The 17143-nt window shown below is 70.1% G+C and carries 17 protein-coding genes; 8 read left to right on the top strand and 9 right to left on the bottom strand.

The window, feature by feature from the left end; genetic code table 11:
• Window positions 1–9: 9 nt before the first annotated feature.
• From hutH to hutI, 3 genes are all read left to right on the top strand, one after another.
• Window positions 10–1599 carry a histidine ammonia-lyase gene (gene hutH, locus MJ607_RS01375; RefSeq protein WP_243073753.1) on the top strand — a complete coding sequence of 530 codons (1590 nt, stop codon included), beginning with the start codon at window positions 10–12 and terminating at the stop codon, window positions 1597–1599.
• On the top strand, window positions 1596–3308 hold the full coding sequence (gene hutU, locus MJ607_RS01370) for a urocanate hydratase (protein ID WP_243073752.1): 1713 nt from the start codon (window positions 1596–1598) through the stop codon (window positions 3306–3308). Before hutH ends, hutU begins: the two co-directional genes overlap by 4 nt.
• A gap of 109 nt (window positions 3309–3417) precedes the next feature.
• Window positions 3418–4596 carry an imidazolonepropionase gene (gene hutI, locus MJ607_RS01365; RefSeq protein WP_243073751.1) on the top strand — a complete coding sequence of 393 codons (1179 nt, stop codon included), beginning with the start codon at window positions 3418–3420 and terminating at the stop codon, window positions 4594–4596.
• A 54-nt stretch (window positions 4597–4650) separates the two neighbouring features.
• Here the strand turns inward: hutI and MJ607_RS01360 are convergent, their stop codons facing one another.
• The 6 genes from MJ607_RS01360 to MJ607_RS01335 form a co-directional block, all read right to left on the bottom strand.
• Entirely contained in the window at window positions 4651–5136 is a 486-nt protein-coding gene (locus tag MJ607_RS01360; protein ID WP_243073750.1) for a histidine phosphatase family protein, read from the bottom strand.
• Window positions 5133–6023, bottom strand: a complete 891-nt coding sequence (locus MJ607_RS01355) for an arginase family protein (RefSeq protein ID WP_243073749.1) — start codon at window positions 6021–6023, stop codon at window positions 5133–5135. Before MJ607_RS01355 ends, MJ607_RS01360 begins: the two co-directional genes overlap by 4 nt.
• Window positions 6023–6370, bottom strand: a complete 348-nt coding sequence (locus MJ607_RS01350) for a gamma-glutamylcyclotransferase family protein (protein ID WP_243073748.1) — start codon at window positions 6368–6370, stop codon at window positions 6023–6025. The genes MJ607_RS01355 and MJ607_RS01350 overlap by 1 nt, the downstream gene beginning before the upstream one ends.
• 9 nt (window positions 6371–6379) lie before the next feature.
• Entirely contained in the window at window positions 6380–7651 is a 1272-nt protein-coding gene (locus MJ607_RS01345) for a DUF445 domain-containing protein (RefSeq protein WP_243073747.1), read from the bottom strand.
• Between the two features lie 113 nt (window positions 7652–7764).
• Entirely contained in the window at window positions 7765–8217 is a 453-nt protein-coding gene (locus tag MJ607_RS01340; protein WP_243073746.1) for a DUF1801 domain-containing protein, read from the bottom strand.
• 49 nt (window positions 8218–8266) lie between these two features.
• The gene (locus MJ607_RS01335) at window positions 8267–9433 is read right to left on the bottom strand and encodes an acyl-CoA dehydrogenase family protein (RefSeq protein WP_243073745.1); all 1167 of its coding nucleotides are present in this window, start codon (window positions 9431–9433) and stop codon (window positions 8267–8269) included.
• Window positions 9434–9524: 91 nt separating this feature from the next.
• Between MJ607_RS01335 and MJ607_RS01330 the strand changes: the two genes are divergently transcribed.
• Complete coding sequence (locus MJ607_RS01330; RefSeq protein ID WP_243073744.1) at window positions 9525–10526, top strand: TIGR00341 family protein; 1002 nt, start codon at window positions 9525–9527, stop codon at window positions 10524–10526.
• Window positions 10527–10538: 12 nt separating this feature from the next.
• Here the strand turns inward: MJ607_RS01330 and MJ607_RS01325 are convergent, their stop codons facing one another.
• On the bottom strand, window positions 10539–11297 hold the full coding sequence (locus MJ607_RS01325; protein WP_243073743.1) for an alpha/beta fold hydrolase: 759 nt from the start codon (window positions 11295–11297) through the stop codon (window positions 10539–10541).
• Between the two features lie 55 nt (window positions 11298–11352).
• On the opposite strand from MJ607_RS01325, the gene MJ607_RS01320 reads away from it, so the two are divergent.
• A complete protein-coding gene (locus tag MJ607_RS01320) occupies window positions 11353–11772 on the top strand; it encodes a pilus assembly protein CpaE (protein ID WP_243073742.1) in 420 nt (139 codons plus the stop codon).
• 1 nt (window position 11773) lies between these two features.
• Here MJ607_RS01320 and MJ607_RS01315 read toward each other — a convergent pair whose 3' ends face one another.
• Both MJ607_RS01315 and MJ607_RS01310 read right to left on the bottom strand, forming a co-directional pair.
• The gene (locus MJ607_RS01315; RefSeq protein WP_243073741.1) at window positions 11774–12655 is read right to left on the bottom strand and encodes an intradiol ring-cleavage dioxygenase; all 882 of its coding nucleotides are present in this window, start codon (window positions 12653–12655) and stop codon (window positions 11774–11776) included.
• Between the two features lie 55 nt (window positions 12656–12710).
• Window positions 12711–13916, bottom strand: a complete 1206-nt coding sequence (locus tag MJ607_RS01310) for an MFS transporter (RefSeq protein ID WP_243073740.1) — start codon at window positions 13914–13916, stop codon at window positions 12711–12713.
• A gap of 404 nt (window positions 13917–14320) precedes the next feature.
• On the opposite strand from MJ607_RS01310, the gene nrdH reads away from it, so the two are divergent.
• The 3 genes from nrdH to nrdE are packed head-to-tail and all read left to right on the top strand — an operon-like array spanning window position 14321 to window position 17130.
• Window positions 14321–14554 (top strand): glutaredoxin-like protein NrdH, encoded by a 234-nt coding sequence (gene nrdH, locus MJ607_RS01305; protein WP_243073739.1) that lies wholly within the window; start codon window positions 14321–14323, stop codon window positions 14552–14554.
• 3 nt (window positions 14555–14557) lie between these two features.
• Window positions 14558–14992 (top strand): class Ib ribonucleoside-diphosphate reductase assembly flavoprotein NrdI, encoded by a 435-nt coding sequence (gene nrdI, locus MJ607_RS01300; RefSeq protein ID WP_243073738.1) that lies wholly within the window; start codon window positions 14558–14560, stop codon window positions 14990–14992.
• A complete protein-coding gene (nrdE, locus tag MJ607_RS01295; RefSeq protein ID WP_243073737.1) occupies window positions 14974–17130 on the top strand; it encodes a class 1b ribonucleoside-diphosphate reductase subunit alpha in 2157 nt (718 codons plus the stop codon). The genes nrdI and nrdE overlap by 19 nt, the downstream gene beginning before the upstream one ends.
• The last annotated feature ends 13 nt before the right edge of the window (window positions 17131–17143 follow it).

Below are 17143 nucleotides of genomic sequence, written 5' to 3'. Positions count from 1 at the left end.
AATCGAGCCATGGTCACCGTCACTCCCGCCCTCGAGGTCGTCACGATCGGCGCGGCGCCCCTGCGCCCCGAGGACGTCGTCGCAGTTGCGCGGCACGGCGCCCGCGTCGAGGTCGATGCCGACGCGCTCGCGCGGATCGCCGAGACCCGCACGCTGATCGAGCGTCTCGCCGACGACCCCGACCCGCACTACGGCATCTCGACGGGCTTCGGAGCCCTCGCGACGACGTTCATCCCGCTCGAACGGCGGATGCAGCTGCAGGCCTCGCTCATCCGCTCGCACGCGGCCGGCACGGGTGCCGAGGTCGAGGCCGAGGTCGTGCGTGCACTGCAGCTCCTCCGTCTGCGGACGCTCGCGACGGGACGCACGGGAGTCCGGCCGATCGTGGTCGAGACGTACGCCGCGATGGTCAACGCCGGGATCACCCCGATCGTCCGCGAGTACGGCTCGCTCGGCTGCTCGGGCGATCTCGCCCCGCTGTCGCACGTCGCGCTCGCCGCGATGGGCGAGGGGGACGTACGGGTCGACGGCATGCTGATGCCCGCCGCCGAGGCACTGGCCGCGGCATCCATCGTCCCGCTCGAACTGCGCGAGAAGGAGGGCCTGGCCCTCATCAACGGCACAGACGGCATGCTCGGGATGCTGCTCCTCGCGCTCCACGACCTGCAGGTGCTGTTCGACACCGCTGACGTCGCCGCCGCGATGTCGGTCGAGAGCCAGCTCGGCACCGACGCCGTCTTCGCGGCGGACCTCATGGCGATGCGTCCTCAGGTGGGTCAGGGCGCGTCCGCGGCGAATCTGCGGGCGCTGCTCGCGGGTTCGGCGATCATGGCGTCGCACCGCGACCCGGCGGTGTGCACGAGGGTGCAGGACGCGTACTCGCTGCGCTGCTCCCCGCAGGTGCACGGCGCCGCGCGCGATACGCTCGCCCACGCCGGCCTGGTCGCCGAACGCGAGCTCGCGGCATCCGTCGACAATCCCGTCGTCACCGACGACGGACGCGTCGAGTCCAACGGCAACTTCCACGGCGCGCCCGTCGCGTACGTGCTCGACTTCCTCGCCATCGCGGTCGCCGACGTCGCCTCGATCTCGGAGCGCCGCACCGACCGCGCCCTCGACCCCGCGCGCAGCCGCGATCTGCCGTCTTTCCTCGCCGACGAGGTCGGCGTCGACTCGGGCCTCATGATCGCGCAGTACGCCGCGGCCGGGATCGTGTCGGAACTCAAGCGGCTCGCGGTGCCGGCATCCGTCGACTCGATCCCGTCGTCCGCGATGCAGGAGGACCACGTCTCGATGGGGTGGGCCGCCGCTCGCAAGCTGCGCCGCGGTGTCGACGGGCTCGCGCGCGTGCTCGCGATCGAGGTGCTCACGGCGGCGCGGGCCCTCGACCTGCGGGCGCCGCTGCAGCCCGGCCCGGCGACCGGCGCTGCGCGCGACCTCGTGCGCACCGTCGCGGGCGGACCGGGGCGCGACCGATTCGTCTCGCCCGAGATCGAGGCTGTGACGGACCTCGTTCTTTCGGGTGCCGTGGCCGCGGCCGCCCTCGGAGCCGCCGGCGCACCGTCGGAGAACACCACGATGTCGGAGGAATCACGATGAAGACGTCCGAAGAACTGCAGATCCCCGACGCTGTGGCGCAGCCGCAGCCGGTCGGTTCCCGCATCGTCCGCGCCCCGCGCGGCCCCGAGCGCACGGCGAAGAGTTGGGGCGCCGAGGCCGCCAAGCGGATGCTCATGAACAACCTCGATCCCGAGGTCGCCGAGCACCCCGAAGACCTCGTCGTCTACGGCGGGACGGGCAAGGCCGCCCGGTCATGGGAGGCCTTCGACGCGATCGTGCGCACGCTCGACGAACTCGAGCCCGACGAGACGCTGCTCGTGCAGTCCGGCAAGCCCGTCGGGGTGTTCCGCACGCACGAGTGGGCGCCGCGCGTGCTCATCGCCAATTCCAACCTCGTGGGGGACTGGGCGACGTGGCCCGAGTTCCGCCGCCTGGAGGCGTTGGGCCTCACGATGTACGGGCAGATGACCGCGGGTTCGTGGATCTACATCGGCACGCAGGGCATCCTGCAGGGCACGTACGAGACCTTCGCCGCCGTGGCGCGGTCGCTCGGCCGCGACAGCCTCGCGGGCACGCTGACACTCACCGGCGGATGCGGCGGCATGGGCGGCGCGCAGCCGCTCGCCGTGACGCTCAACGGGGGAGTCGCCCTCATCGTCGACGTCGACGAGTCGCGCCTCGCGCGCCGCGTCGAGCACGGCTACCTCGACGAGTACACGACCGACCTCGCCGCCGCGCTCGCGCGGGTGTCCGCGGCGAAGGCGGCCGGGGAGGCGCTGTCGGTCGGGGTCGTCGGCAACGCCGCCGAGGTGTTCCCCGATCTGCTCCTGCGCCATCAGACGGGCGGGGTCGCGATCGACATCGTGACGGACCAGACGAGTGCGCACGACCCCCTCGCGTATCTTCCGGTGGGCATTCCGTTCGGGGAATGGCGGGAGGCGGCATCCCGCGATCCCGAAGGCTTCACGGCGCGGGCTCGCGGCAGCATGGCCAAGCAGGTCGCCGCGATGGTCGGATTCCAGGATGCCGGAGCCGAGGTCTTCGACTACGGCAACTCGATCCGCGCCGAGGCGCAGCTCGGGGGATTCGAGCGCGCCTTCCAGTTCCCGGGCTTCGTGCCGGCGTACATCCGACCGCAGTTCGCGGAGGGGCGCGGGCCCTTCCGCTGGGTCGCGCTCTCGGGCGATCCGGAGGACATCCGCAAGACCGACCGCGCCGTCATGGAGCTGTTCCCCGACAACGCGGGACTCGTGCGGTGGCTGCAGAAGGCGGGCGACACCGTCCACTTCGAGGGACTGCCCGCCCGGATCTGCTGGCTCGGGTACCAGGAGCGTCACCTCGCGGGGCTCACGTTCAACGAGATGGTCGCCTCGGGCGAGCTGTCGGGACCCATCGTGATCGGCCGTGACCATCTCGATGCGGGGTCGGTGGCCTCGCCCTACCGCGAGACCGAGGCGATGGCCGACGGCTCTGACGCGATCGCCGACTGGCCGCTGCTCAACGCGCTGCTCAATACCGCGTCGGGTGCTTCGTGGGTGTCGATACACCACGGCGGCGGCGTCGGGATCGGGCGTTCGATCCACGCGGGACAGGTCACCGTCGCGGACGGGACGCCGCTCGCGGCCGAGAAGCTCGCGCGCGTGCTCGTCAACGATCCCGGGACGGGCGTCATGCGCCATGTCGATGCCGGCTACGACCGCGCCCGCGAGGTCGCCGCCGAGCGCGGTCTGAAGGTGCCGATGCTGTGACCCGCCCCGCGACCGTCGCGCCGGGTGGTGAGAAGCGCGCGAGACTTCACCTGTGTCATCGGGCGCGGCTCGAAACGTGACAGAGGTGAAGTCTCGCGAGGGGGATTCGATGACAGCGACGCTCATCACGAACATCGGCGAGCTGACGACGAACGTCGGCACGCCGAGCGATCCGTGCGGGACGATGACGGATGCCGCGGTGCTGATCGAGTCCGGACGCATCGCGTGGGTCGGCGCTGCTGCCGACGCCGCCGCCATCCCGGCGGAGGGAGCTTCGCGTGTCGTCGACGCCGGCGCGCGGGCCGTCATCCCGGGGTTCGTCGACTCGCACACGCACCTGGTGTTCGGCGGTGATCGCGCCGACGAGTTCGAGGCGCGGATGAGCGGCACGCCGTATGCGGCGGGCGGCATACGCCGGACCGTCGCGGCGACGCGCGCCGCGAGCGACGACGAGCTGCGCGCTCGCCTCGCGCGATTCGTCGACGAGCTGCACGGCCAGGGAACGACCACGTTCGAGGTCAAGACCGGCTACGGACTCACGGTCGCCGACGAGGAGCGCCTCGCGCGGCTCGCTGCCGAGGTCACGCGCGAGGTCACTTTCCTCGGGGCGCACGTCGTGCCCGCCGAGTTCGCGGACGACCGCGACGCGTACGTCGACCTCGTGTGCGGCGAGATGCTCGACGCGTGCGCGCCGCACTCCCGGTGGATCGACGTCTTCTGCGAGCGGGGCGCCTTCACGCCCGACGAGGCGCGGCGCGTCCTCGCGGCGGGAGCCGCGCGCGGCCTCCTGCCTCGCGTGCACGGCAACCAGCTCGGCCCCGGGGAGGGCGTGCGGCTCGCGGTCGCGGCGGGAGCGGCATCCGTCGACCACTGCACGTATCTCGACGACGACGACGTCGCGGCGCTCGCGGAGAGCGACACCGTCGCGACGCTGCTGCCGGGGGTCGAGTTCTCGACGCGGCAGCCGTACCCCGACGCGCGGCGCCTTCTCGACGCGGGCGCGACCGTCGCGATCGCGAGCGACTGCAACCCGGGCTCGAGCTTCACCAGCTCGATGCCGCTCATGATCGCCCTCGCAGTGCGCGAGATGGGCATGACGCCCGCGGAGGCCGTCTACTCCGCGACAGCCGGCGGCGCGAAGGCGCTCCGCCGCGAGGACGTCGGCGTCATCGCACCAGGCAAGCGCGCCGATCTCGTGCTGCTCGACGCCCCGACGCGCGTGCACCTCGCGTATCGGCCGGGCGTGCCGCTCGTCGCGGGCGTCTGGAAGGACGGCGTGCGACTGTAGCCGCCCGAACTCCGCAAGAACGCCGGAACCGACGAGGTGGTGACGGCGCCGACCTCAGCGGGGCGTGTCGAAGGTCCAGGATGCCGGGTCGAGCGCCGTCGCGACGTCCCAGTCGTCGACATCCCACGTGAACGTCGCGACGGCGCACGTGGGCATGTGGCCGATCTCGCCCGAGAGGCGGCCTGCGAGCACGCTCATTCCGGGATCGTGCGCCACGACGACGACCGAGGCGGCGCCGCGCTCGGCGGCAGCCTCGAGCAGGAGCGACGCGGGTGCGCCGTAGAGACGCTCCTGGTGCTCGACGCTCACCCCGAGGGCGTCGCCGAAGTGCGCGGCCGTCGTCGCGGCCCGGAGCGCCGTGCTCGAGAGGATCGCGTCCGCGCGGAATCCGGCGTCGGCGAGACGCTGCGCCATGACGGGCGCGTCGCGCCGGCCGCGCTCGTTGAGCGGCCGGTCGTGGTCGTCGAGAGAGGGGTCGCCCCAGTCCGACTTCGCGTGCCGGACGAGAGCGAGCCGGATGCCGGAGAGGTGAGAGGTCATGGCGTGATCCTTCCTGCGAGCAGCTCGAGCACGCACAGCGCCGCGAGCCGCACCGTACGACCGTCTGGAGCATCGGCTGTCGCGTCGACTTCGACTATGTCGGCGCTCGCGACGCGAGAATCGGATGCGGCTGCCCGCACGAGCGCGCGCAGCTCCCACGCGGCCAGGCCGCCCGGGACCGAGGCCGGGCATCCCGGCGCGACCGAGCGGTCGCACACGTCGACGTCGATGTCGAGATGGATGCCGCGGTCTCCCGCACCCGCGACCTCGAGCGCTTCGCGCACGACGTCGGGGATGCCTCGGCTGCGCAGGGCGTCGAGCGTCACGACCGTGATGCCCAGGTCGGCGGCGCGCCGCGCGTAGACGGCGGAGTTCGCGAAGTCGGCGATCCCGATCTGGACGACGCGGCGCGGGTCCAGGCCGTCCTCGACGAGCCGGCGCACGGGGGAGCCGTTGGAGACGCCGTCTCGCAGGTCGAGGTGGGCGTCGAGCGTGATGAGCCCCGTGGCACCGGCGCCCTGCGCGAGGGCGTAGGTCGCGGAGTTGTCGCCGCCGAGCGCGATCACGAGCCCCGCGCGGGCAGACAGCTCTGCGACGCGCGCACGGACGGCGACTTCACCCTCTGGCCCGTCCGGGTCGACGACATCGCCCGCATCCGCGATCCGCAGGGCGGCCCCGAGATCCACGGCGGGCGGGCCCATGAGCGTCGCGCTGTACCGCTGCAGCGCGTCGCGCACCGCGGCGGGGGTCGCGTGCGCGCCCGTCGGCGAGAGCGACGTCTTCCATGCGGGAACACCGAGGACGACGGCATCCGTCCGCCCCTCGACGTCGTCGAAGGACGGCCAGCCGCCCGCGCGGGGCCAGAGCGGATCGTGCGCGAGCGCCATCAGACCGACACGTACACCCACGCGGCACGGCCGCTCGCGAGGGTCGCCGACACGCGGCGATAGAGGGTGACCTCGTACTCGTCGGCCGCCTCCACCTCGTCCTCGGTCACGTGGAGCACTTTGCCGACGACCTTGTCGCGCGGATTGCCGGTCGCTCGCACGATGGGGTGCACGGCGTGTCCCGAGACCTCGACGACGCGATGGTCCTCGATCTCGGCGTAGTCGACGGTGTAGCCGGGCAGCACGTCGTCGTCACTCGCGAGCAGGCGCCCGAAGGTGTCGAGCTGGACTTCGGGCTGCTGGAGGGTCCCGTAACTGAAGAGGAGCTGGTCGGCGGCCTCGGTCATGCGCCCAGGCTAGCCCAGGAGGGCCTGCGCGACAGTGAAGATGATGAGCCCCGCGAGCGCGCCGACGATCGTGCCGTTCAGACGGATGTACTGCAGGTCCCGCCCGACCATGAGCTCGATCTTCTCGGTGGTCTCGGCGGGGTCCCATCGCTCGACGGTGTCGGTGATGATCGAGGCGATGTCGTGGCGGTAGCGGTCGACGAGGAAGACGGCGGCGTCGGTGACCCACGTGTCGACGCGACGCTGGAGTGCGGCATCCGTCGTCAATCGATCGCCGATCTCCGCGACAGCGGTCGCGGCGCGGCGGCGGAGTCCGCTCTGGGGGTCGGCGAGCGAGGCGAGCAGGCCCGTCTTCGCCGTGTTCCACACCTCGGCGGCGAGCTCGCGCACGCGCGGGCTGTCGAAGACCGCGATCTTCGCGTCCTCGAGGCGGCCGATCGTCGCGGGGTCGTGCTGCAGGCTGTCGGACAGGCGGTGCAGGTAGCCGTCGATCGCTTTGCGGGCGGGATGCTGCGGGTCGGCCTTGATCGCCGCGACGAACTTGACAGCCTCGTTGTAGACGGTGTCGTCGACGAGCCGCTGCGCGATCGAGGGAACCCACGCGGGCAGGCGCCGCGAGACGAGCCCCGTGAACGCCGTCTGGTTGCCCGCGAGCCATGCCTCGATGTTGTCGACGCCGAGGTCGACGGCGCCGTGATGCGCGCCCGAATCGACGATGCGTCCGAGCCAGGCGCCGAGCGGCGGACCCCACTCGGGCGCGATGAGGTGCTCACGAGCGAGCTCTTCGATGACGTCCTGCACGTCGTCGTCGCTCAGGGCTCGCAGGATGCCGGAGGCCATCGCCGAGCCCTCGGCCGTGACCCGCTCGGCGTGCGCGGGCACGCGCAGCCACTCCCCGGCGCGCACCGCGACCGCCGTTGCCTCGAGTTTCGCGCGGACGACGTCGCCGCGCAGGAACTCCGTCTCGACGAACTCGCCCAGCGTGCGGCCGATCTCGTCCTTGCGGTTGGGGATGATCGCGGTGTGCGGGATGGGGATGCCCAATGGATGCCGGAAAAGCGCCGTCACGGCGAACCAGTCCGCGAGCGCGCCCACCATGCCGCCCTCCGCGGCGGCGCGCACGTAGGCGAGCGCCGGGACCTGCTCCTCGAACGCGAACGACACGAGGAACACGGCGGCCATGCCGAGGAGGGCTCCGAGCGCGACGCCCTTCATGACGCGCAGCGCGCGCCGTCGCTCCTGATCGGCGGGACTGAGCAGATGCGTGGGCGTGGGCGCCATGACGGCATCCTCGCACGGGTGCGGGCTGCCGGTAGCAGGGCTTGCGGTGTCGGCCGCGGCGGGTCGCTCCGGTCGCTCGCGTCGATCCGGTCGACCCCCGCGCCTCGGCGGTGTCAGCCCGCGGCGCGCTTCACGAGCTCGGCGATGAGCTTCTCGTCGGCCTTCGTGAGCGAGAGGATCGCGTACGACGTCGGCCACATCTGGCCGTCGTCGAGGGCCGCCGCGGTGTCGAAGCCGAGGGTCGCGTAGCGGTCCTTGAACTTCTCGGCGGGCTTGAAGAACAGCACGACCTTGCCGTCCCGCGTGTAGGCGGGGAAACCGTACCAGGTCTTCGAGGCGAGCTGCGGCGCCTCGGCGGTCACGATGGCATCGATGCCCTCGGCGATGGCGCGGTCGCTGGGGCCCATGCCCTCGATGGCGTCGAGCAGGTCCTGCCGGTCGATGGCGGCCTTCTCCTCGGCGGTCTTGCCCTTGCGCTCCTGCTTCTTGAGCTCGGCCGCGCGGTTGCGCATGGCGGCGCGCTCGTCGGCGGTGAATCCGGACTTGGTGCTCTTCTCGGTGGTCATGACGGCAACGATACGGATGACGGACGCCGCTCCGCTTCTCGAATCCTGCTCAGATCTCGAGCGGACCGAGCCAGGCCGAGGCGACGGTCGAGTGCGCCGACTCAGGGTCGGACGGGTGGAACATGCCAGCGAGCACATCGCGGTAGAGCCGCGACAGCTCGGAGCGTGTGAAGTACGACGAGCCGCCCGCGACGAGCACGGCGTCGTCGACGATCGCCTTCGCCGCTGTGACGGCACGGTGCTTGACGCCGGCGAGCAGAGAGAACCAGCGCGCGCCGTGGTCGGCGCGCTCGTCGACGTCGCGGCTCAGCGCGGCGATCTGCGGCGGGAGCGCGTCGTACGCAAGGGCCATCCCGGCGATCCGCCAACGGATGTCGGGATCCTGGCTGTACGCCGCGCCGGTCTTCTTCGAGACCCGCGTCTGGGCCGCCGCGACAGCGAGGTCGAGCGCGCGCCGCGCGATACCCGTGTAGACCGACGCGAGCAGCAGCTCGAAGACGCTGAAGATGCCGAAAACGATGGGGTCGGGATTCGGGCCCGGGTCGATCCTCCGGACGACGCGGTCAGCGGGGGCGGTCGCGCCGTGCAGCTCGGTCGTGCGGCTCTGCGTGCCGCGCATGCCGAGCGTGTCCCAGTCGTCGCGCGTCACGACGGCGTCCGAGCGCTCCACGAACGCGTAGACGAGTTTCGGCCCGTCGGGCGAGGTCGTGTCCAGCCCGTGCAGGCCCAGCCGCGTCCAGACCGGCGCGAGGGACGTGAAGATCTTCGTCCCGGTGAACGCGTACCCGCCGTCGGGCTGAGGAGCGGCATCCGTATCGCTACCGAACAGCACGAGGTCGTTGCCCGCCTCGCTGATGCCGAACGCGAAGACCTCGCCCTGGACGGCGCCCTCCTGCACGAACCGCAGCGCGTCGACGCCCCGATCCGCCATGACCTTCGCGACACCCGTCCACACGAGGTGCATGTTGACCGCGAGGGCCGTCGCCGGCGCCGCTCCCGCGAGGCGCTGCTGCAGGACGGATGCTTCGGCGAGACCGAGCCCCGCGCCGCCGAGCTCCGCCGGCACGAGGATCGCGAGGTAGCCCGCGGCCTTCAGCTCGGCGAGGTCGGCCTCGGGGAACGTGTTCTCGCGGTCGTGGACGACGGCGCGCTCGCGGAAGCGCTCGAGCAGGTCGTCGGGAAGCAGCGTGGTCGGGTCGAACGGCGTCGAGGTCACCCCCTCATTCTCGTCTCCGCGCGGGTGCACAGGCCCGGGCTCCTGCGGCGTGGCACCAGCCCGAGTGCGCCTTCCGCTGGATCATGGCGCCATGGGCCGCATCACGCAGACGCTCATCCCTCGCTCGCAGCGCCAGTCCGTCGCGGAGCTCACCGACGCGGTCGACCTCGACCATGGCGAGGTGGTCAGCAAGCGCACGGGCTTTCTCATCATGCTCGTGCTCGCGGGACTCGTCGCGATCGCGGGCGTCCTGACCGATTCGACTGCGACCGTCATCGGCGCCATGATCATCGCGCCCCTCGCGACACCCATCCAGGGGATCGGGCTCGGTCTCGTGATCGGCAGTCGCAGCCTCGTCGGACGGTCGATCCTGTGGGTGCTTCTCGGCACCGTCATCGTCGTGCTGCTCGGTATGGGCTTCGCCGCCGCGATCGCCGACCCGGGCCGGCTGTCGGGCAACTCGCAGATCGCCGGCCGCACCTCACCCAACCTCATGGACCTCGTCGCAGCGCTCGCGACGGGCCTCGCGGGCGCGTTCGCGATGTGCCGTCGCGACCTCAGCGCCGTGCTGCCCGGCGTCGCGATCGCGATCTCGCTCGTGCCGCCGCTCGCGGTCGTCGGCGTCTGCGCCGGCGTGGGGGAGTGGGATCAGGCCTTCGGCGCCCTCATGCTCTTCCTCTCGAACGTCTTCGCCCTCGTCATCGCGGGCGCGTTCGTGTACACCGCCGCGGGCTACGCGCGCGAGCCCTCCTCATCGCCCACGGCGAAGCGCCGCCGCTCGTACGCGATCGTCGCCGTGCTCGCGGTGCTCGTCGCCGTCCCGCTCGCGGCCAACACGCTCGTCGCGTTCGCACTGGCGCGCTGGGGGCTCGCGGTCGAGGCCGAGGCGCAGGACTGGCTCGCGGACACGCCGGACGCCTACGTCGACGATGTGACCTGGAGCGGGCTCACGGCCACCGTCGCAGTCGTGTCCCGGTCGGGCGACCTGCCGCCCTCCTCCGCCTTCGTGGACGACCTCGCTGGCCGGATCCCCGACTTCGTGGACGTCGTGGTCGATCTCACGCTCGGTGCCGAGATACCCGTGCAGCGCTGAGCGGGCGGGGTCTCAGCCGGCGAGCGCGTCGTGGAGGTGGCGCATCGTGTCCTCGGGCAGGTCGCGGTGCGGCGAGTGGCCCGCACCCGTGACGACCGAGACCGTGATGCGCGCATTGCGGCGGACCTCGTCCACGAGCTCGCCCTTGAAGATCGAGTAGACCTTCGGGTCGGACGCGATGACGTGCGTGGGGATCAGCAGATGGGATGCCGCGTCCCGCACGTCCCAGGCCGGGTTCTGCGCACTCGTCTGTTCGACCGCCCAGCGGCTCGCCTGCTGTGCCGACAGCGCCTTGAGCTCGATATCGTGCTCGTGCCACGTCGGGTGCTCGGCGCGGACGGCCGCCACCGTCGGGTTCTCGAACGCGCGTTCCTGCGAGTCGCGGACGACGTCGCGGTCGTGCGGGTTCAGGTGGATCGCGGGATCGATGAGGATGAGACGCCGCGTCCACCCGAAGTGATCGGCGGCCGCGAGGGTCGCCGCGGCGCCGCCGAGCGAGTGCGCGACGACGAGCTCCCAGTGGTCCTGGTCGGCGGGGCGCGTGTGCGCGAGGTCGGCGGCGTAGGCCTCGAGCGTGTAGTCGAGCGCCCGCGGCGCCGTGCCATGGCCGCGCAGATCGACCGCGACGGCGTACCACCCGGCCTCCGCGAGCGCGAGGCCGTACCGCCACATGAGCGCGCCGTTCGATCCGAGCCCGTGGGCGAGCAGGGCGCGGCGCGACGACGAGGGATCGCCCCACGCGAGACGGGGGAGAGTGACGGGAGCAGGCATGCGCCCAGGATACGGTCGGCCCGCGGGGTGCCGGTTCCGCGAGAGGATGGTCGGCATGATCTCGACGGAGATGGCAGTCGCGCTGCGTGCCGCGGGCCTCGTGTGGCATCCGCGCTCGGGCGACCGGTTCCAGCTGGACGAGCCGGAGTTCGAGGCCGACATCTTCACCGTGAGCGAGATGACGATCGAGCCGCGCGAATACCCGACGGGCAGGATCCTCTCGTTCAACGGCACGACGGAATGGGCGCTGGACTCCGTCGCACTCGAGGACGCCCTCTGGCTTCCGAGCGAGGATCAGCTGCGCGAGCTGCTGCGGGGCGCCTTCCGGGCCCTCCGCCGCCTCCCCGACACGTACGAGGTCGAGATCTCGCTGCACCAGCCCGCGGGGCCGGACGCCGTGCTCGTGTTCGAGCATCCCGCACCCGCCGACGCGTATGCGCTCGCCGTGCTCGCACTGCTCGAGCGCCTCGCGTGAGTCAGACCCCGATCGTCAGCGCCGCGCGGTAGCCCTCCGAGACCGACCCTGACATCGTCGCGAGCTGATGGATGCCGCCGTCCTCGCCGAACACCATGTCGGACTGCAGCGAGATCTGGCTGAGGGTCTGCACGCTGCGCTCGTAGCCGGCGGTCGCGTAGACGGCCGAATCCACCTCGGCGGGCAGGGCGATCTGGCTCGTCTTGACGATGGGTCCTGAGGCGACGGCCGTGGCGATGTCTTCGTACACCTCGAAGTGGATGTGCGGCCAGCGGCCCGGATAGCACGCGGGAAAGATCGAGGTGAACGTCACTGTGCCGGTCGCGTCGGTCTCCTGCACACCGCGCAGGTAGTTCTCGTTCTCGACACCGCTGCTGTAGAGCGAGTAGTTGCCGTCGCGATCGCAGTGCCAGATGTAGACGCCGCGGCCCGCGAGGGCGGTGCCCGTCGCGGCATCCCGGACCGTCAGCGCCACGGTGAGCGGCACGCCCTCGGCGACCGTCGTGGAAGACCCGAAGCTCGAGCGGATGTCGCTGCGCACGATCCCGGAGTCGTCGAGGACGTTGACGCCGTTGGATCCGTCGCCCGGGTAGGGACCCCCCGTCTCGTCGGGCACTTCAGTGAGCGGAGTGGATGCCTCGGCCGTCGCCGAGGCGGACGGCTCCGCCGTCTCCGCTGCGGTGGGCGTCGCCGCCGGTGACGTGGCGGCCGCATCGTCGGTCTTCACGCCGCACGCCGCGAGGAGCGTCGTGAGCGTGAGGCCGCCGAAGATGCCGAGGGCGCGGCGACGATCGACCAGGGTGCGGATGTCGTACACGAGGCCGCGGTGGTCCTCGTCGATGGGGTTGCCGTCGTCGTCGAGCCAGCGGTCGTCGTTGCTCATGACACCAGGCAAGCGCGTTCACCTATGCGAGCGCTATGGGCTGAGCATGCCGCCGTCACGTGATCGTCTGCACGGGCTCCGTGTCGGGGATGGGACTCGCATCGCGGCCGCGCAGATCGGGGAAGGATCGCACGAAGAGCACCGACACGAGTACCCCGAGCGTCGCGAAGATGGTCGCGGCCCAGTAGGCGCCTTGCGGGCCGACGCCATCGATGAGGAAGCCGGCGATCGCCGAGCCCGCCGCCGCGCCGATCAGCTGCCCCGTGCCGACCCAGCCGAACGACTCGGCGGTCTCGCTGAACTTGACGCTCGCCGAGGTCATCGCGAACATGACAGCGAGCGCCGGTGCGATGCCGATTCCGGCGATGACGAGCGACCCGCCGAGCCACCAGACGTCGAGTGAGATCGTCGTCAGTGCGAGTCCCGCGGCGACGACGGCGAACCGTCGCGCCATGGCCCACGGGCCGATCGGGATGTGGCCGAACGTGAGTCCGCCCGCGAGGCTGCCGATCGAGAAGACCGCCAGGACGATACCCGCCTCGAGGCCGCCGTGGCCGAACGTCGAGACGACGCCCGCCTCGACGGCGGCGCACGCGCCGATCAGGAGGAAGCCCGTGACTGTCGCGAGCAGGACGGGCGGCTTGGCGAGCACCTTGCCGATGCTCCGCCGGCTCCGCGGGATGCGGACGCGTCCGACCTCTGGCGAAAGGATGAACCATGCGCCGCCGCCGATGAGGATCACGACGACGAGCAGGAGCCCCTGCACCGTGCCGACCTGCGTCGCGACGAACGTGATGAGCACGGGCGCAATGATCCAGATGATCTCCTGCAGCGACGCGTCGAGCGAGAAGAGCGGCGTGAGCTGCCGCGAGTTGACCATCTTGGGATAGATCGTGCGCACCGCCGACTGCACGGGCGGCGTGGACAGGCCCGCGACGAGGCCGAGCGCCATGTAGACGGGCAGCGGCGCCTGCACGAGGGCGAGCGCCGTGATCGCGACCGCACAGACCGCGAGCGTCGTGGTCAGCACGCGCCGCATGCCCCACACGCCCATCCAGCGGCTCGTGACGGGCCCGGCGATCGCCTGGCCGACCGAGGTCGCGGCCAGCACGAGTCCGGCCTGGCCGTACGACCCGGTGACCTGCTCGATGTGGAGGAGGATCGCGAGGCTCGTCATCCCGTTGGGGAAGCGGGCCGTCAGCTGCGCCGCGATGATGCGGCCCACGCCGGGGGTGCGCAGCAGTTCACGGTACCCGGCCATCAGATCAGGGTATCGCGGAGGCTCTCGCGCGGGTGGATCCGTCCTGTCGGGCACCGCTCGACACGCCCGGACGCCCTGGGAGGGGTGGATCGACACGCCGCCCGCGGTCATCCACAGGGAACGGATGTCGGGACCCCCGCGTAGCGTCTGAACCTGTGGACAACCGCGGTCGCGGCATCCGGATTCGGCTCGTTCCAGGCGTTTTCCCGCGGTTGCTGTGAATGCCGCCGCCTGTGGATGAAACGGTGGAGAAGCTGTGTTGTATATGGGGAGAACGGTGGAAAACTACACGGATGTAACTACTAGCCCTTGTGGTGCTATCCAATGTCCGTACCCATATGTAGTATTGGACTCCCGGTGGGGGGACCGCCGGTCACTACACCGGATGTGAGGGGAGAAACCACATGGCGATCACGGTCTACACGAAGCCTTCGTGCGTTCAGTGCAACGCGACGTACCGCGCACTCGACTCCAAGGGAATCGAGTACGAGGTGCTCGATGTCTCTCAGGACGCCGCCGCGCTCGAGCAGGTCAAGGCCCTCGGCTACCTGCAGGCGCCCGTCGTCATCACCGACGAGGACCACTGGTCGGGCTTCCGTCCCGACAAGATCGACGAGCTCGCCGCGCGCCTGGCCTGAGTCATGAGCGCGGTGGCCACGAGCGCCCCGCTGCTCGTGTACTTCTCAAGCACTTCCGGCAACACGGCGCGCTTCGTCGAGAAGCTGCACCTGCCGGCCCTGCGCATCCCGCTGCATTCCTCTGAACCGCCGCTCGTCATCGACGAGCCGTTCGTCCTGGTCACTCCCACCTATGGGGGTGGCCAGGGTCGAGGCGAAGAGAAGGGCGCGGTGCCCAAGCAGGTCATCCGATTCCTCAACGTCGAGGAGAACCGGAAACACCTCCGCGGGGTCATCTCCGCGGGGAACACGAATTTCGGCGACGCGTTCTGCGCCGCCGGCGACATCATCAGCCGCAAGTGCCACGTGCCGCACTTGTATCGGCTAGAGCTATTCGGCACGCCAGAAGATGTGGATCGCGTGAGCGACGGATTGGAACGATGGTGGAAGCTGCACTGACGGAGACGGGTTTCGCGTCCGACGCGCGCTTCGAGGGACTGGACTACCACGCCCTCAACGCGATGCTCAACCTGTACGGCCCGGACGGGAAGATCCAGTTCGACGCCGACAAGCGCGCTGCGCGGGAGTACTTCCTGCAGCACGTGAACCAGAACACGGTGTTCTTCCACTCGCTCAAGGAGCGTCTCGACTACCTCGTCGAGAAGGAGTACTACGAGCCCGAGGTGCTGGCGAAGTACCCGTTCGAGTTCATCCAGCAGCTCAACGACCGCGCCTACGGCAAGAAGTTCCGCTTCGAGACGTTCCTCGGCGCCTTCAAGTACTACACGAGCTACACGCTCAAGACCTTCGACGGCAAGCGCTACCTCGAGCGCTTCGAGGATCGCGTCGTCATGACGGCCCTCGGGCTCGCTGACGGCGACCAGGCTCTCGCGAACGCGCTCGTCGACGAGATCATCGCGGGACGCTTCCAGCCCGCGACGCCGACGTTCCTCAACACGGGCAAGGCGCAGCGCGGCGAGCTCGTGTCGTGCTTCCTCCTTCGCATCGAAGACAACATGGAGTCGATCGCGCGCGGCATCAACTCGGCGCTGCAGCTCTCCAAGCGCGGCGGCGGCGTCGCGCTCCTGCTCTCGAACATCCGCGAGGCGGGTGCGCCGATCAAGCAGATCGAGAACCAGTCCAGCGGCATCATCCCTGTCATGAAGCTGCTCGAAGACAGCTTCAGCTACGCCAACCAGCTCGGCGCGCGCCAGGGCGCGGGCGCCGTGTACCTCTCGGCGCACCACCCCGACATCCTGCGCTTCCTCGACACGAAGCGCGAGAACGCGGACGAGAAGATCCGCATCAAGACGCTGTCGCTCGGCGTCGTCATCCCCGACATCACGTTCGAGCTCGCCAAGAACGACGAGGACATGTACCTCTTCTCGCCGTACGACGTCGAGCGCGTGTACGGCGTGCCGTTCGGCGACATCTCGGTGACCGAGAAGTACCGCGAGATGGTCGACGACGCGCGGATCAAGAAGACGAAGATCAACGCGCGCGAGTTCTTCCAGACGCTCGCCGAGATCCAGTTCGAGTCGGGCTACCCGTACATCATGTTCGAAGACACGGTGAACCGGGCCAACCCCATCAAGGGCCGGATCAACATGTCGAACCTGTGCAGCGAGATCCTGCAGGTGAACACGCCGACGACCTACAACGAGGACCTCTCCTACGCCGACATCGGCAAGGACATCTCGTGCAACCTCGGCTCGATGAACATCGCCCTCGCGATGGACGGCGGCGACCTCGGTCGCACGGTCGAGACATCGATCCGCGCGCTGTCGGCGGTGAGCGATCAGAGCCACATCACCTCTGTGCGCTCGATCGAGGACGGCAACGACCGCTCGCACGCGATCGGCCTCGGCCAGATGAACCTGCACGGCTACCTCGCCCGTGAGCACGTGTACTACGGCTCGGAAGAGGGCATCGACTTCACGAACATCTACTTCTACACGGTGCTGTTCCACGCGCTGCGCGCGTCGAACGCCATCGCGAAGGAGCGCGGTCAGGCCTTCGACGGGTTCGCCGACTCGACCTATGCGTCGGGGCAGTTCTTCGACAAGTACATCGACCAGGTGTGGGAGCCGCAGACCGAGAAGGCCAAGGAGCTCTTCGCCGGCGTCGCGATCCCGACGCAGGATGACTGGCGCGAGCTCAAGGCGCAGATCCAGCAGCACGGCATCTACAACCAGAACCTGCAGGCCGTGCCGCCGACGGGCTCGATCTCGTACATCAACAACTCGACGTCGTCGATCCACCCGATCGCGTCGAAGATCGAGATCCGCAAGGAAGGCAAGATCGGCCGCGTCTACTACCCGGCGCCGTTCATGACGAACGAGAACCTGGAGTACTACCAGGACGCGTACGAGGTCGGCTACGAGAAGGTCATCGACACCTACGCCGCCGCGACGCAACACGTCGACCAGGGCCTGTCGCTCACGCTGTTCTTCAAGGACACCGCGACGACGCGCGACATCAACCGCGCGCAGATCTACGCGTGGCGCAAGGGCATCAAGACGATCTACTACATCCGCCTGCGCCAGATGGCGCTCGAGGGAACCGAGCAGGAGGGATGCGTCAGCTGCATGCTCTGATGCGCTGCGCTTC

Source organism: Microbacterium sp. SS28 (genome assembly GCF_022761035.1).
In the GTDB taxonomy this organism is placed as follows: domain Bacteria; phylum Actinomycetota; class Actinomycetes; order Actinomycetales; family Microbacteriaceae; genus Microbacterium.
Note: the sequence above shows the minus strand (reverse complement) of the source record. Positions and strands in the feature narration are given on the sequence as shown.